Raw genomic sequence first — 14,546 nt, 5'->3', positions numbered from 1 at the left:
GTGATATAGGAAGACGCCGCGGATGGAGGACGGCGTTTTCTTCTTTAATTTTTCTTCTTAGTGGAACCGCCGCTGGGAAGGCTCTTTAGATTATCAAACCCGTCGATGTTCATATCCCCTGCAATCTCAGAAAGCTCCGTAAGGTTAATGTCTCCAAAGATAGAGAGCGCAACGAATTCCGAAGGACTTCCCACCAGCATGATGAGTTCTCCAATATTCCCTTTAGCGTTCTCCTTCACCATGAACTTCACATCCGCATCTTTATTCCGGATGGTCATCAGTTCTTCAAAATCCGCCGTGAGGAAGGCCGCTGCTTCTTTAAAAAGCTTAGACCCATCTTTAGTTTCTTCTTTTACGAGAATGCGCAGACCTTTAAGTTTGCTGATCACCGAAGAAACCTTCTTGAAATCCGGATCGTCTGAAGACACTTTGGAAAACATCGAGAACATCTTCGGTGTGATATTGATCACCGTAAACGAAGGATCGTTCTGGTATTTGAGGAAGAATTTTTCTACGCTACTCTGCGCCAGTGCAAGCTGTGTGCTGCAGAGCGAGATGAATATGAGAAAGAAAATGCGTTTCATGATAAATGATTTGTGTTACTGTAAATTGTTGATATGCAGTTCTAGAATAGCCTTAGTTGTTATTCCCCTGGATCATGCCCGTAGCATCATTGAAGTAACTGAGTTTCTCCATTTGCTCCTTGCCTTTGTTCAGGTTCTTTGAAATGATCGCCAGTGCCTTTTGCGTTTCTTCATAAGCAACTTTTGGATCGTCGAAGGTATCGTGGAAAGCTAACTGATTCCCATCGTTACGGTTCTTTTGCTGGAAGTTGTACACGGAATGTCCTACTCCCAATGCCACCAATAGAACGGCGGCGTATTTCATCCAGCCCTGCCAGAATGGACGGATGATCTTAGTCTCTTCCCAGGGGCCATGGATCTCTATCTCCGGCAACTCCACTGATGATGCATCATGGTAATACTGAAACAGGGGCGCGGCTTCCTGAAGGTCTGCCGGCAAGGCATCCTCATTCATGGCATAGAAAATGCGCAGTTCTGCTTCATCTTCTTCTGTGGTTTCGCAAGCCCAGTATTTTTCCAACAAGGCCCTGATGTTACTGTATTCCATATACATGTATGTTTTGTAATTGTTCCCTCACCTGTTTTCTGGCCCGGTGAAGGTTTACTTTTACTTCGCTCATTTCAATATCCAATACCTCTGCAATCTCCTGGTAGCTAAGCCCGTCTATGTCTCTCAATTGCAGGATCGTTTTATACTTTTCGGGTAACGCATTGATGATGCTGTGTACCCTCCGCATCAGATCACTCTGTTCTGAGCGCTGATGCGGTGTTTGCTGATGACTGGCAGGAACTTCATTCGCCCTGTCCAGATGATCCGTGATGCGGTACTTTTTGCTTTTCAGCTTGTCCAGCGCCAGGTTACGGGTGATGCGCATACACCACGCTTCCAGGTTCTGTAATTCCCCCATCTTTTCTTTGTTGTGCCACACTTTCATAAAGGCATCCTGAATGATGTCTTTCGCATCCTCCTCGTTGCCCAGTAACCGAAGCGCGAAGCGAAACAGCTTCTGCTTGATAGGCATTATTTGAGCAAGGAATACTTCGGACGACATTTTCAGTTTTTAGGTTTGGCGGAAGGAGATGCTCCATTCAGCGTGTTACAATAAGAAGACGACCACAAATTACCTTTGTTACAAAATAAGAGAAAATAAATATCAGTTGATTGAGGATCAATTACTTAGACGAATGCGGGGATCTACGATACTATATAATACATCCGCCAGCAGGTTGATCAGCACAAAGATACCAGCCGTAAACAGTACAGCCCCCATTACAACCGGAAAATCGAACTTTTCCAGGGCATCCACCGTTACTTTTCCGATCCCCTTCCAGCCAAAGATGTACTCTACAAAGAAAGCGCCCGCCAGCAATTCAGCGAACCATCCCGTAATAGCAGTGATCACAGGATTGAGAGCATTCCGCAAAGCATGTTTGTAAAGAATAACAGGTCTGCTCAACCCTTTGGCATAAGCCGTTCGGATGTAATCCTGCCCTAAAACGTCCAGCATGGCGCTGCGCGTTAATTGTACAATAATGGCCAGTGGCCTGATGCCTAAAGTAATAGCAGGTAAAATGAGGTTGCGCAGGTTGAGTATCCTGCCCTCAAAGGGGTCGATATCAAATAAACTCCCGGTCATATGTAACCCGGTGTAATCACTCAGTACAAAACCAAAAAGATAAGCCAGCACAATACCTGTAAAAAAAGAAGGCGCTGAAATCCCGATCACACTGGCAAATACAGCACTCGTATCCATCCAGGTATTTTGCTTCACCGCAGAAAGTATCCCCAATGCGATCCCTACGATGGTTGCAAAGATCATGGCTGCCAAAGCCAATACCAGCGTGCCCGGCAAAGCCTCCGTTAATATTTCCCACACATCCTTTTTGCCCTGGTAACTTCTGCGGAGATAAGGCGTCTTAATTACCAGCACCTTCTCCCCTCCCACACTGAACAACGCAAGACCATTCAAAGAAGATTGCAATTCCTCCCGGGAATGAATGCCAATAGGCGAAAGATCATTGAGGTAATAAAAGAACTGCGCTGCTTTGGACTTATCCAGATGCAGTTCTTTCCGCACATTTTCCAGCGAAGTAACATCGGCCCGCTGCCCCAACGTAAGCCTGGCAGGATCTGCCGGGAGTACGTTGAAGAGCAGGAAAACTACGATCACCACACCCAGAAGGACGAGGACACCGTAGCCGAGTTTACGCAGGAAATATCGCAGCATAATTATGGGATATCATTATAATGCCATTTGCCTTTGATAGTGGCTTTATCCAGTAAGATCAAACCAGGATTGCTTCTTACAGCAGTTTTGATAGCTGTACCATCCATTTGCAGGAATTGAATATCCTGTAAGCCATGTGCCGCTTTGAATTCATCCACAGCTGCTCTGGTGGAACTTGTTATGCCAAAAAGCACCAGTTTGCCCTCTTTGAATTGTTGCACAAGGGCTTTCAGTTTATTATCCCAACCTGAACCGGCTTTCTTAACATCCAGCACCATAAAGAGGTACACAGGCAAACTTTCTTTCAGTACAGCATTATTCTGGTTATTGCCATCGTAATCCGTAAGGATGAAATCCTTGATAGCAGGTTCCGCATTACCTTTTTTGATCAGTTTGTCTTTACGGTCCACATACTTCCAGGTTGAATCCTGCCATGGATAATTCTCCGTTGTATATTCCTGTTGTTTGCCATCCTTTTCATAGATCAGCACCATTTGAATCACATCAGGTGTTGAACCTGGAGGCGGTTTCATTTTCTCTGTGATGTTGTTGCCTATTTTATAAGGAAGGCAATCCACGATCGGTAAATGCGATAAAGTATACCATTGCAGGATGATGGGGAACAATACCGCCAGGATCATCACAGCTGCCATTGGTTTCTTTGCCAGCAATGGTTGTATCCGGTTGCGATAAATAAAGATCACCACGATCATCACCAACAGGATGATATCCTTCCAGAAAGATTGTTCCGCTGTTAATTTGATACAGTCACCAAAACAACCGCATTCCCTGATCAGGCCGCTGAAAAGCGCAAAACCCGTAAGGAAAGTGAAGAAGATGATCAGTAATAATAAAAGGAAAGAGAAAATGCGCATGCGGTATCCCAGCAACACCGCAATACCCGCGATGATCTCAAAAGCGTTCATCAGCAGGGAAAAAGCCAGGGAAAAAGGTACAAGGAAATGCATGTGCAGTACCTCAAAGAACTCATCCATCTTATAGCTGAGGCCCAACGGGTCATTCGCTTTGATAAGTCCGGAAAAGATAAAAAGTACGCCTACAAGAATGCGGAATAGGATCAGGATTGGTCTCATAAGTTAAATTATAATGCTTCTTTTTCTTTCGACAGGATTAGTGCAAATACGGCATAGTTCACGATATCTACATAGTTGGCATCCATCCCTTCAGAAATAAGTGTTTTACCTTCATTCCGGAGGATCTGTTTGATGCGCAGTAACTTAGTCAGGATAAGATCAACAAAAGATTCCTGGCTCATATCCCGCCAGGCCTCTCCGTAATCATGGTTTTTGTTTTCCATCACCCCTTTGATGAAAGCGATCTTTTCATCGTACAGGCGGGAAACTGTTTCAACCGGCAGATCAGTATAGGGATCATCCGGTAACTCCATCTGGATCAGGGCAATAACACCGTAATTGATGATCCCCGCAAATTCCCCGTTGATATCGTCCGCCACTTTCTGCTGGCCGATCTCCTGGATGTTACGGATGCGTTGTGCCTTAATAAAGATCTGATCTACAATAGAGATAGGTCGTAATACCCGCCAGGATGTACCGTAATCCTTCGTTTTCTTGATGAATACATCCTTGCAGCCCGCTATTACTTCCGCATATTGTACCTGAGTCATAATCTATTTCTATTGTCATTACGAAATAAGCCTTTTTTTACGATAAATTTGTTGTTAATCATTCGTAATTCGTAATCCTTAATTCGTAATTGATTGTCAATGAGTTTCAAAAATACATTATTACGCAAAGATTTTACGATCCGATGTAAAGGAAAGTTAATAAACCTCTCCCGCCCTGCCGTGATGGGGATCATTAATGTAACGGATGATTCTTTTTATGCGGACAGCCGTACCCGGGAATTGCATCATATTATAGACCGTGCTGGCGATATGCTGGAAGAAGGAGCCCTGATGCTGGATATCGGAGCTCAAAGTACCCGTCCCGGTGCCCCGGAAGTTGGTGCTGCAACAGAACAGGAACGTTTATTACCTGCTATCCATGGCATCCTGCATCATTTCCCGGAAGCCATTTTATCCATCGATACCTATCATGCCTCTGTTGCGGAGAAATGTATCCAGGCCGGTGCTGCCATTATTAATGATGTAAGCTCAGGCGATATGGACCCGCTGATGCTGGAAACCGTGGCAAAACTGCAGGTGCCTTATATTGCCATGCACATGCAGGGCACGCCAGCAGATATGCAGCAAAACCCTGAATACAATAATGTTTCCCAGGAGGTACTGGATTATTTTATCCAAAAAGTGGCCAAATGCCGGGAGGCAGGTATTACCGATGTGATCATAGATCCAGGTTTCGGTTTTGGTAAAACGCTGGAACACAATTACCAGCTGTTGAAAAACCTCGATGTTTTTGAGATGCTGGAAACACCCATTTTAATAGGCGTATCACGGAAGTCCATGATCTACCGCCTGTTAGGAAATTCTGCTTCCGAAGCATTAAATGGTACAACTGTAGTGCAAACACTGGCCCTGCAAAAAGGAGCCGCTATCCTGAGAGTGCATGATGTAAAAGAAGCGGTAGAAGCAACACGTATTGTATCTTTTCTGAAATCAATTTAATGCTATTTTTGTCGATATGAAGGATGTATATCAATTTTATGGATTTGAGTTTCGTTGGCTGAATGTTGTAGACCTCTTGGTTGTAATTTTCCTGGTGATCCAACTTTACCGGTTGCTGAAAGGCAGTCTGGCTTTTAATATTTTCATTGGTTTATTGATGGTGTATGCCGCATACTTCTTGGTGCGTTCGCTGCAAATGCCCATCCTAACCAATATCCTGCAGAATTTCATCAACGTAGGATTAATAGCCATCATTATCATTTTCCAGCCAGAGATCAGAAAATTCCTGTTAGTGCTCGGAAAGAAAACCCCTCTCAGCAAAGACAGCTTCTTCACAAAACTCTTCCTCCCCGATCGTTTTAAAAGTTATAAAGAAGAAGAACTGATGATCAACGAGATCATCACAGCAATAGGTCACATGATGGCCACACAAACAGGTGCGCTTATCGTAATCGCCACCACCTACCGCGTAAAATTTGATACCGCTTCAAGCATCGCCATAGATGGAAACATCAGTGCCAAACTGATAGAAAGTATTTTCGAAAAGAACAGCCCGCTACACGACGGCGCCCTGATCATAGTAGGCAACAAAATACTAGCCGCAAAAGTGATCCTCCCTGTCTCCGAAAATCCCAATCTTCCAACCCGCATAGGCATGCGCCACCGCTCAGCAGTAGGGATCACAGAACACAGTGATAACCTGGCACTGATAGTCTCAGAAGAAAGAGGCACAGTTTCTTACGCCAAAGATGGCCAGCTGGTACAGAATGTTTCTCTGGAGGAGTTAAAGGTGAAGATGTATGAGGTATTGGTAGATGGATACTAGAAAGCTATAAATACAAGATTCCCTATAAATGTGGGGGGGGATTTTTTTTGAAGAACACCCCTATATAAATTGAGGAATACTCTAAATAAAAAAACTCCCCTTATAAAATAAAAAATCCACCGATCTATCGGTGGATTTTTTATTGAAGAACACAAACCCTTCAAAAGAAAAAAAACTCCGCCCTTTGCAGCGCGGCAAACTCCCTAAAATACAAAGTCCCCCGATTATCTCGGGGGATCTATGTTTGGGGGGATGACTCTATTATAAAATCTTAACTATTTCAATTTAACAGACAACCGCAGATCCTGCACACTCACCACATAATTCCCAGCCGCCAGAGTACGTAACTGCAAAGTATACACACCCAACTTATGCCCTCCCTCTAAAGGGATCATCCTAACCGGCACCTGCTGCTCATCATAAATAGTACATTGCACCGTACCCTTCTGCTGCTCCATAACAGGAACCTGAATACAAACAGTACCCTCAACAGAAGGAAGCTGCTGCAACGCAACATTATTTGTGAGCATGGTTAATACTAAACTCCAGATATACATAAAGAACCTTTTTTGGATTGACGACGACGGTTCTTTACAGGAGACGATTATTTGATTGGATACACAAATATACAACTAATTATATCCGTATGGAATCGTATTTGTTAAAACGATGTTAAGCAGTCCCGGCGCGGGTTAGAAAGCATCTTCAAAATGCACAATCTCTTTATCTACAGTGATCGCGATAATATCAAACCGGATCTCCTCCGGCAACAATCCATACTGATCCATATATTTATCTGCGGCCCGCCGGATCAACTGCGCTTTATTCGCATGCACAAATTCCTCCGGCATACCAAAGTATTGTGTGCTACGCGTCTTAACCTCTACAAAGATCAGCACACCACGATAACGGGCAACAATATCCAATTCCAGGTTTCCGTACGTCCAGTTAGTATGCAGCACCTGGTAATTTTTAAGCCGAAGATGGTCAGCCGCTAATAGTTCTCCCTTTTTCCCTACTTCATGATGAGAAGCCATTCGATTTTTCTATTTTTACAACTTAACAATGGAATCAATGAGCTACCGGAAATTATTTTACCTGAATGGCAAGGTACAACATTATGCCTGGGGAGGTTTCACCTACATCCCGCAACTATTGGGATTGCCCGTATCTGATCAACCCAGTGCGGAATATTGGATGGGAGCACATCAGAGTGCGCCATCTACCATAGAGGCCGAATTAGGCCCATTGTTATTGAGCACCTACATCGCAGAAAATCCGGAAGAAAGACTGGGCGCGAAAGCTGCTAAACGTTTCGGTCAACTGCCTTACCTGTTTAAGATCCTGGACGTGAAGGACATGCTCTCTATCCAGGTACATCCCACCAAAGCGGAAGCAGAAAAAGGATTCGCCAGGGAAAACGAAGCGGGTATTCCCCTTACGGCAGCCAACCGTAATTATAAAGATGCCAATCACAAACCGGAGATCATGGTAGCCCTGAGCGACTTCTGGTTGCTGCATGGTTTCCTGCCGGAAGCTCAACTCAAAGAAGTATTACAGACTGTGCCTGAACTGCTGTCATTCACAAATATCTTTGAAAAAGAAGGTTACAAAGGTCTCTACAAAGCGGTCATGGAACTACCCCAGGAAGAGATCAACATCCTTCTCCGCCCCCTGGCAGAAAGGGTACTCCCCTCCTACGCAGCCGGCACATTAGAAAAAAGCGATCCTGCTTTCTGGACAGCCCGCGCCATCGCCAATGATCCGGAAGGTCTCAACCGTTTAGACCGAGGTATCTTTTCCATCTACTTCTTCAATATCGTCAACGTAAAACCCGGAGACGCCGTATTCCAGGATGCAGGCATCCCCCACGCTTATTTAGAAGGCCAGAATGCAGAATTGATGGCCAACTCAGATAACGTATTACGCGGCGGACTCACACCCAAACATATAGATGTAGAGGAACTATTGAAACACACCCGTTTCGAAGCAGTACATCCAAACATCCTCAAAGGAGAGCCCATCCACAATGGCCTGGAACGCATCTACCCCACCCCTGCACCTGATTTTGTGGTAAGCCAGATCAAACTGCAGCCCGGAGAAATATATGAACACACTGCCCAGGCTCCGGAAACATGGATCGTATTAAGCGGGGAAGGCACCGTAAACGGAGAACTCCCATTGAAAAAGGGCACTTCCATATTTGCCGCCTTCGGGGAAACCTATTCCCTAACAGCTACGGCTGAATTAACAGTGTTTAAAGCATCTATTCCTTAATTGATTATATTTGTGCTGTCAACAAAAGCAGCATCTTGCATGAAGAAAGAAACTACATCTAAAGTACTCCTGATCGCAGGCCTTATTTTTCTGACCATCCTCGGACGGTTGATCACCAATTCTATGCAGATCTACAACTTCACAGCAATTGGTGCCGGTGCACTGTTTGCAGGTGTGGTATTTAAGGATAAGCGTTACGCATACATCGTTCCACTGGCGGCTCTTTTCCTCAGTGATGTGTTCTTTGAACTGTTCACAGACATCCAGGGCTTCTATGGCGGAGAAATGTTCTTCGTTTATTTCGCTTTCGTACTGACCACCTTCATCGGTACCCGTATCAAAAAAGCAAATGCCGGTAACATCCTCCTCGCTTCTATTTGTGTAGGAGTTATGTTCTTCCTCTTATCCAACCTGGGCACTTTCCTTTTCAGGGACATGTACCCACACACTTTCAGCGGCCTGATGACCTGCTACCTGTCCGCCATTCCTTTCTATAAGAATGACCTGTTTGGTAGCTTTGCCCTGAATACCGTAATGGGTAATGTGTTTTACAGTGGCGTGCTTTTTGGAGCATATGCTTTACTGAAGCCTGTATTCGTAAAACAGCCGCAATTAGCGTAAAAAGAAGAGATCTAAAAATATTAGCCGTTTCAGTAGCAATATTGGAACGGCTTTTTTAATGGCCCGGATAGGTGACGGAAAGGGTACGGAAAGGCTTGACATAGGCTCAAGATAGGGTCAACATTCGATAGTCCTTCTACCATCCTCCTCTCATCCTTCGTCCATCCATTGAAGAAACCAGTAATTCTCATGCCTCACCTTTGTAAACGCCGGCAACTCCACCGGTACCGAAAAAAGAGGGCAATCCACCACCACTGTATGAAACTCCCCATTCTCCCCGCAAACATCAACTCCCTTCTCCTCCAGCTCATAGATCAGTACATCATCCATGATCCGGCCCAGGAATTCCTCTCCCAAATGAGTGTTACAGGATACGATCATACATTTGATCCCCTCCGTTAACATCCGGTAAACCAGCAATTTACGTTCCAATTGCCAGAGCGGTAAAATGGCTTTCAACCCTGCCGCAGCACAAACCTTCTCTTCCCAGTCGCGATGCGCCTGCAGATCGATATCCCCAAACACAGCGGCGGAAGCAGCATATTCCTGTCCAAGGGCGGTTAACCGGGTAATAAAATTAGTTTCATAATCCTGCCAGGAACTGGCAATGGTAGCAAGTGGTAAACCAATGGCCGCAGCCTGTTGGGAAAGAATGGAAGCAGGAAGCCCATGAGATCGGGAGATCTGGCCATTTTCATTCATCACATTCAGGAGGGCAACCGGGCGATAACCCTGTTGCACAGCCTGCATGAGTGCGAAGCAGCTATCTTTACCGCCGCTCCAGGAACAAATAATATTAGTCATGAGTTGAAGAACTTGGCTGTAGACCCGCCACCCTTAGTCATCTAATCTAAGCACAGCGAGGAAAGCTTCCTGCGGAACCTCTACGTTACCGATCTGGCGCATCCGTTTTTTACCTTCTTTCTGCTTTTCGAGCAGTTTACGCTTACGGGAGATATCACCACCATAACATTTGGCAGTTACGTCTTTCCGCATGGCGCTGATGGTTTCACGGGCCACGATCTTAGCACCGATAGCAGCCTGGATGGCAATCATAAATTGCTGGCGTGGCAACAGTTCCTTCAGCTTTTCGCAAAGTTTGCGGCCGAAATCATGTGCACGGTTACGGTGGATCAGGGCGCTGAGAGCATCCACTTTCTCACCGTTCAGGAGGATATCCATTTTAACGATATCACTGTCACGGAAGCCGATCGGGTTATAATCGAAAGAAGCATAACCACGGGTCTGACTTTTCAGCTTATCGTAGAAGTCGAAAACGATCTCTGTAAGCGGTAATTCAAATATCAGCTCTACGCGGGTGGTAGTGAGATAACTCTGGTTGAGCAGGATCCCTCTTTTACCCAGGCAAAGCGTCATGATATTACCAATGTAATCCGGTTTGGTGATGATCTGAGCACGGATGAACGGTTCTTCAATGCGTTCCAGCTTAGTGGGGTCCGGCATTTCGGAAGGGTTGTTCACAATGATCACCTTTTCCTTTGTATCGTGTGCAATGAAGCCCACGTTGGGAACCGTTGTAATAACGGTTTGATTGAACTCTCTTTCTAAACGTTCCTGGATGATCTCCATGTGCAGCATGCCCAGGAATCCGCAACGGAATCCAAAACCAAGTGCCTGGGAAGTTTCCAGTTCATAGGTCAGTGAGGCATCGTTCAGTTGCAGTTTGTCCATACAATCCCGCAACTCCTCGAAATCTTCTGTTACCACAGGGAAGATACCAGCAAATACCATCGGCTTCACCTCTTCAAAACCATCAATCGCAGTTTCTGAAGGATTGTTGGCCAGGGTAATGGTATCACCCACTTTCACCTCTTTGGCATTTTTAATACCTGTGATGATATAACCCACATCCCCGCACATCACTTTGTCTTTAGGAATGAGGCCCATCCCAAGGATACCAACTTCTGCCGCTTCATATTCCATGCCCGTGTTCACGAACCGGATCTTATCTCCTTTACGGATAGTACCGTTGAAAATGCGGAAATACGCAATGATACCACGGAAGGAATTAAATACACTGTCAAATATAAGTGCCTGTAATGGCGCTTCAATATCTCCTTTCGGAGCAGGAATACGCGTAACAATTGCCTCAAGGATCTCTTCAATACCAATGCCGGACTTACCGGAAGCCAGCAGGATATCTTCAGGTTTCACCCCGATCAGTTCAATGATCTGGTCTTTTACTTCCTCGATCATAGCACCTTCCATATCGATCTTGTTGATCACCGGAATGATCTCCAGATCGTTTTCGAGAGCTAAATAAAGATTGGAAATAGTTTGTGCCTGGATCCCCTGGGCAGCATCTACCAGCAACAGCGCACCTTCACAGGCAGCCAAAGCGCGGGATACCTCGTAGGAAAAATCCACGTGGCCAGGGGTATCGATCAGGTTAAATATGATCTCTTCGCCATTTTTGGCGGTGTACTTCATTTGAATAGCATGGCTCTTGATGGTGATACCCTTCTCTCTTTCGAGGTCCATATCATCCAATACCTGCGCCTGCATATCGCGTTCAGAAATAGTATCGGTAAACTGTAATAAACGGTCCGCCAGCGTGCTCTTACCGTGGTCAATATGTGCAATGATGCAAAAATTCCGAATATTCTTCATATAATTAAAATCAATCACGAATTAGGCTCAAATTGTATCAATCTTTAATTCGTAATTGACAATTCGCAACTGTGATAAGCTGCAAAGGTATTAAATTTTAGACTTCTTTCATGTGTGGTTACCCTCTTATTGCTTCTATTTCTTTACATTTAACGCAAAAATACACCATGGCACTGCAACAATTATTCGAAGAGGCCGTAACAACAAGTAAAACACTGGACACCAAACCGGATAACGACATCCTCCTCCAATTGTATTCTCTCTACAAACAATCCACCGAAGGGGATATTAATATAGAGCCTCCCGCCAATATGTTCGATTTTGTAGGAAAAGCCAAATTTGATGCATGGACCAACCTCAAGGGAAAAACAAAGGAAGAAGCCATGCAGCTATACATCGACCTCGTGAATAAGTTGAAAGGCAAAAGTTAATTGAGTAACTTTGGGCATATGGTACCCAATTATACGATCAGCGAAAAGACGCAACATTTCCTCGGACTTGAAGAACAATACGGAGCGCACAATTACCATCCTTTACCGGTAGTGCTTACCCGTGGTGAAGGTGTTTTTGTTTGGGATGTGGATGGTAAACGTTATTACGATTTCTTATCTGGATATTCTGCCGTAAACCAGGGTCATTGCCACCCGAAGATCGTAGCGGCATTGGTGGAACAAGCTTCCAAACTCACCCTCACTTCCCGTGCTTTTTACAGTGATCTGCTGGCAGAATACACACAATATATTACGCGTTATTTTGGGTACGATAAAGTATTACCCATGAATACCGGTGTGGAAGCAGTGGAAACAGCCCTGAAGCTTTGCCGCAAATGGGCCTACATGGTAAAAGGTATTCCGGAGAACAAAGCAAAGATCATCGTTTGCTCAGATAATTTTCATGGCCGCACATTGAATGTGGTGTCTTTCAGCACTGATCCCGTAGCACGTAAGAACTTCGGTCCTTATATGCCCGGTTACGAAGTGATCCCTTTCAACAACCTGCCCGCTTTGGAAAAAGCCCTGCAAGATCCTAACGTAGCAGGTTTTATGGTAGAACCCATCCAGGGGGAAGCAGGTGTGAAAGTACCGGACGAAGGATATTTATCCAACGCACGGCAATATTGCGCAGATGCCAACGTATTATTTATAGCAGATGAAATTCAGACAGGATTAGCCCGTACCGGTTTAATGCTGGCCTGCGATCATGAAAATGTGCGCCCTGATATATTGATACTCGGTAAAGCCCTTTCAGGAGGAATGTTACCTGTATCCGCAGTACTCGCAGATGATGAGATCATGCTCACCATCAAACCAGGAGAACACGGTTCCACTTACGGAGGAAATCCTTTAGCCTGTAAAGTAGCCATGGCCGCACTGGAAATATTACGCACAGAAAAAATGGCAGAGAACGCTGTGAAGATGGGTGAGTTATTAAGAAAAGGTATTGAAGATATTCAGTCTCCGTTCATCAATCTGGTAAGAGGAAAAGGCCTCCTCAACGCTATCGTAATAGATCATCCGCATGAAGATGCCGCATGGGAATTATGCCTGGCACTGAAAGAAAACGGGCTGCTGGCCAAGCCCACACATGGGGATAAGATCCGTTTCGCTCCTCCCCTTGTGATCAATGCTTCACAGATCAACGATTGTGTGAGCATCATTAAAAAGAGCCTGGAAACATTAAGCTAATGGACACACGCAACAAAGCAGCCATACGAAGCTCCGGCTGGAGAACTGATCTGCTGATCGGATTTCCTGACGGCTTGTTGTTATTATTATTCACCACGCAGATCCTTCATGCCAAAAGCCTCACCGTACAGGCTTTTTACACTATACATTTACTCATCCTCGGCATCGCCACCTTACTGATGATGATAGCCGTTTTCCGCGCCAACCGTGGTGACGAACATGATGATGAAGGATTAATGTCCAAAGAAGAAAAACAACGCCTGCAAAAACTGGATATCTCCCAGGGCACCATTGAACATATTGCAGATGAAATGAAGAAAGACCAGCAGCAATGGGAAACTACGCTGGAAGAAGAAAATGTACAATTACAGAAATTTGGTTTGGCCCATGCCCTGAGAAGTACTTTGGCTACGGGTCTTTTCTTTTTGCTGGGTGGCCTGATCGCTTTTGTTCCTTATTTAGTACAGGAGAATTTCACAACGGCATCCGAAGTAAGCCTCAGTCTCAGCATCTTTGCACTCCTGTTCTTTGCATATGTAAAATCCCGCATCACAGGCCAGCACGTTACCCGTATGGCTTTGCGCTACATAATGACCGGCGGATTAGTGATCTTAGCCTCTTACCTGATTGCCATCGCTATTTAACAAGCCTCCGGCGATGTAACAATACACATACAAATGCTACAATAGCTGCTCCCAGGGAGAGGAACAAGCCTATTTTCTGTTCCGGGCAGATCCCCATTTCGCAACGGGAAAAGATCAGCATGTTCCGGAAATACCAGGCCGCAAGAAAAGCACTGGTGAATAAATTAACCCGGGGAGACCATTCTTTGTTGAACAGGAACAATACCCCCACTATCGCAGCCATCAGGATCCCCAGTTTGCCCGGTTCTCCAAAACTGGAGCCTTTGGTATTCAGGCCAGTGAACAAGAGTGTCTGGCCATCCACCTGGATACTGATCCAGGGAAGGAATGCACTGATGATAACTATAACGCAGGCGATGATGCCGATGATACTGCTTTTGGTCATTACTCGGAATTAAAGCAGCAAAGTAAAAGGTTATAAACGAGAAAGAAAAACCGGGGTTGA

General features: G+C 45.1%; 18 protein-coding genes. 7 read left to right on the top strand and 11 right to left on the bottom strand.

Going from position 1 to position 14,546, the window contains the following annotated elements; genetic code table 11:
• Nucleotides 1-44 precede the first annotated feature (44 nt).
• The 6 genes from GFS24_RS05065 to GFS24_RS05040 all read right to left on the bottom strand — a co-directional run bounded on the left by GFS24_RS05065 (nt 45) and on the right by GFS24_RS05040 (nt 4,457).
• Entirely contained in the window at nt 45-584 is a 540-nt protein-coding gene (locus GFS24_RS05065; protein WP_153658474.1) for a DUF4252 domain-containing protein, read from the bottom strand.
• Nucleotides 585-636: 52 nt separating this feature from the next.
• Entirely contained in the window at nt 637-1,131 is a 495-nt protein-coding gene (locus GFS24_RS05060) for a hypothetical protein (protein WP_153658473.1), read from the bottom strand.
• Nucleotides 1,118-1,636, bottom strand: coding sequence for an RNA polymerase sigma factor (locus tag GFS24_RS05055; protein WP_153658472.1), 519 nt, complete (start codon nt 1,634-1,636; stop codon nt 1,118-1,120). The genes GFS24_RS05060 and GFS24_RS05055 overlap by 14 nt, the downstream gene beginning before the upstream one ends.
• A 117-nt stretch (nt 1,637-1,753) precedes the next feature.
• On the bottom strand, nt 1,754-2,812 hold the full coding sequence (locus GFS24_RS05050; RefSeq protein WP_153658471.1) for an ABC transporter permease: 1,059 nt from the start codon (nt 2,810-2,812) through the stop codon (nt 1,754-1,756).
• A gap of 2 nt (nt 2,813-2,814) precedes the next feature.
• The gene (locus GFS24_RS05045; protein WP_153658470.1) at nt 2,815-3,906 is read right to left on the bottom strand and encodes a BT_3928 family protein; all 1,092 of its coding nucleotides are present in this window, start codon (nt 3,904-3,906) and stop codon (nt 2,815-2,817) included.
• A gap of 8 nt (nt 3,907-3,914) precedes the next feature.
• Entirely contained in the window at nt 3,915-4,457 is a 543-nt protein-coding gene (locus GFS24_RS05040; RefSeq protein WP_153658469.1) for a DUF1599 domain-containing protein, read from the bottom strand.
• A 99-nt stretch (nt 4,458-4,556) separates the two neighbouring features.
• Between GFS24_RS05040 and folP the strand changes: the two genes are divergently transcribed.
• Both folP and GFS24_RS05030 read left to right on the top strand, forming a co-directional pair.
• A complete protein-coding gene (gene folP / locus GFS24_RS05035; RefSeq protein WP_153658468.1) occupies nt 4,557-5,417 on the top strand; it encodes a dihydropteroate synthase in 861 nt (286 codons plus the stop codon).
• Between the two features lie 16 nt (nt 5,418-5,433).
• Complete coding sequence (locus GFS24_RS05030; protein WP_153658467.1) at nt 5,434-6,243, top strand: diadenylate cyclase; 810 nt, start codon at nt 5,434-5,436, stop codon at nt 6,241-6,243.
• Between the two features lie 275 nt (nt 6,244-6,518).
• On the opposite strand, the gene GFS24_RS05025 is transcribed toward GFS24_RS05030, so the two are convergent.
• Both GFS24_RS05025 and GFS24_RS05020 read right to left on the bottom strand, forming a co-directional pair.
• A complete protein-coding gene (locus GFS24_RS05025; protein WP_153658466.1) occupies nt 6,519-6,800 on the bottom strand; it encodes a hypothetical protein in 282 nt (93 codons plus the stop codon).
• A 135-nt stretch (nt 6,801-6,935) separates the two neighbouring features.
• A complete protein-coding gene (locus GFS24_RS05020; RefSeq protein ID WP_153658465.1) occupies nt 6,936-7,280 on the bottom strand; it encodes a YraN family protein in 345 nt (114 codons plus the stop codon).
• Nucleotides 7,281-7,317: 37 nt separating this feature from the next.
• Between GFS24_RS05020 and manA the strand changes: the two genes are divergently transcribed.
• Nucleotides 7,318-8,520: a mannose-6-phosphate isomerase, class I gene (gene manA / locus GFS24_RS05015; RefSeq protein WP_153658464.1), complete on the top strand. Its 1,203-nt coding sequence runs from the start codon at nt 7,318-7,320 to the stop codon at nt 8,518-8,520.
• 39 nt (nt 8,521-8,559) lie between these two features.
• The gene (locus tag GFS24_RS05010) at nt 8,560-9,141 is read left to right on the top strand and encodes a DUF6580 family putative transport protein (protein WP_153658463.1); all 582 of its coding nucleotides are present in this window, start codon (nt 8,560-8,562) and stop codon (nt 9,139-9,141) included.
• Nucleotides 9,142-9,291: 150 nt separating this feature from the next.
• Here GFS24_RS05010 and GFS24_RS05005 read toward each other — a convergent pair whose 3' ends face one another.
• On the bottom strand, nt 9,292-9,945 hold the full coding sequence (locus GFS24_RS05005; RefSeq protein WP_153658462.1) for a diphthine--ammonia ligase: 654 nt from the start codon (nt 9,943-9,945) through the stop codon (nt 9,292-9,294).
• 33 nt (nt 9,946-9,978) lie between these two features.
• Nucleotides 9,979-11,772 (bottom strand): translation elongation factor 4, encoded by a 1,794-nt coding sequence (gene lepA / locus GFS24_RS05000; RefSeq protein WP_153658461.1) that lies wholly within the window; start codon nt 11,770-11,772, stop codon nt 9,979-9,981.
• 167 nt (nt 11,773-11,939) lie between these two features.
• Between lepA and GFS24_RS04995 the strand changes: the two genes are divergently transcribed.
• From GFS24_RS04995 to GFS24_RS04985, 3 genes are read left to right on the top strand one after another with little or no spacing between them, the layout of a single operon-like run.
• Complete coding sequence (locus GFS24_RS04995) at nt 11,940-12,203, top strand: acyl-CoA-binding protein (RefSeq protein ID WP_153658460.1); 264 nt, start codon at nt 11,940-11,942, stop codon at nt 12,201-12,203.
• An 18-nt stretch (nt 12,204-12,221) separates the two neighbouring features.
• A complete protein-coding gene (rocD, locus tag GFS24_RS04990) occupies nt 12,222-13,457 on the top strand; it encodes an ornithine--oxo-acid transaminase (RefSeq protein WP_153658459.1) in 1,236 nt (411 codons plus the stop codon).
• Nucleotides 13,457-14,101, top strand: a complete 645-nt coding sequence (locus GFS24_RS04985) for a VIT1/CCC1 transporter family protein (protein ID WP_153658458.1) — start codon at nt 13,457-13,459, stop codon at nt 14,099-14,101. The genes rocD and GFS24_RS04985 overlap by 1 nt, the downstream gene beginning before the upstream one ends.
• Here GFS24_RS04985 and GFS24_RS04980 read toward each other — a convergent pair.
• Entirely contained in the window at nt 14,094-14,486 is a 393-nt protein-coding gene (locus tag GFS24_RS04980) for a hypothetical protein (protein WP_153658457.1), read from the bottom strand. The genes GFS24_RS04985 and GFS24_RS04980 overlap by 8 nt on opposite strands.
• Nucleotides 14,487-14,546 lie beyond the last annotated feature (60 nt).

Source organism: Chitinophaga sp. SYP-B3965 (assembly GCF_009647655.1).
Lineage (GTDB): Bacteria > Bacteroidota > Bacteroidia > Chitinophagales > Chitinophagaceae > Chitinophaga.
Note: the sequence above shows the minus strand (reverse complement) of the source record. Positions and strands in the feature narration are given on the sequence as shown.

Coding starts and splice junctions, on each gene's coding strand:
- GFS24_RS05065 (WP_153658474.1), bottom strand. CDS start 584: ATGAAACGCATTTTCTTTCTCATATTCATCTCGCTCTGCAGCACACAG.
- GFS24_RS05060 (WP_153658473.1), bottom strand. CDS start 1,131: ATGGAATACAGTAACATCAGGGCCTTGTTGGAAAAATACTGGGCTTGC.
- GFS24_RS05055 (WP_153658472.1), bottom strand. CDS start 1,636: ATGTCGTCCGAAGTATTCCTTGCTCAAATAATGCCTATCAAGCAGAAG.
- GFS24_RS05050 (WP_153658471.1), bottom strand. CDS start 2,812: ATGCTGCGATATTTCCTGCGTAAACTCGGCTACGGTGTCCTCGTCCTT.
- GFS24_RS05045 (WP_153658470.1), bottom strand. CDS start 3,906: ATGAGACCAATCCTGATCCTATTCCGCATTCTTGTAGGCGTACTTTTT.
- GFS24_RS05040 (WP_153658469.1), bottom strand. CDS start 4,457: ATGACTCAGGTACAATATGCGGAAGTAATAGCGGGCTGCAAGGATGTA.
- folP (WP_153658468.1), top strand. CDS start 4,557: ATGAGTTTCAAAAATACATTATTACGCAAAGATTTTACGATCCGATGT.
- GFS24_RS05030 (WP_153658467.1), top strand. CDS start 5,434: ATGAAGGATGTATATCAATTTTATGGATTTGAGTTTCGTTGGCTGAAT.
- GFS24_RS05025 (WP_153658466.1), bottom strand. CDS start 6,800: ATGTATATCTGGAGTTTAGTATTAACCATGCTCACAAATAATGTTGCG.
- GFS24_RS05020 (WP_153658465.1), bottom strand. CDS start 7,280: ATGGCTTCTCATCATGAAGTAGGGAAAAAGGGAGAACTATTAGCGGCT.
- manA (WP_153658464.1), top strand. CDS start 7,318: ATGAGCTACCGGAAATTATTTTACCTGAATGGCAAGGTACAACATTAT.
- GFS24_RS05010 (WP_153658463.1), top strand. CDS start 8,560: ATGAAGAAAGAAACTACATCTAAAGTACTCCTGATCGCAGGCCTTATT.
- GFS24_RS05005 (WP_153658462.1), bottom strand. CDS start 9,945: ATGACTAATATTATTTGTTCCTGGAGCGGCGGTAAAGATAGCTGCTTC.
- lepA (WP_153658461.1), bottom strand. CDS start 11,772: ATGAAGAATATTCGGAATTTTTGCATCATTGCACATATTGACCACGGT.
- GFS24_RS04995 (WP_153658460.1), top strand. CDS start 11,940: ATGGCACTGCAACAATTATTCGAAGAGGCCGTAACAACAAGTAAAACA.
- rocD (WP_153658459.1), top strand. CDS start 12,222: ATGGTACCCAATTATACGATCAGCGAAAAGACGCAACATTTCCTCGGA.
- GFS24_RS04985 (WP_153658458.1), top strand. CDS start 13,457: ATGGACACACGCAACAAAGCAGCCATACGAAGCTCCGGCTGGAGAACT.
- GFS24_RS04980 (WP_153658457.1), bottom strand. CDS start 14,486: ATGACCAAAAGCAGTATCATCGGCATCATCGCCTGCGTTATAGTTATC.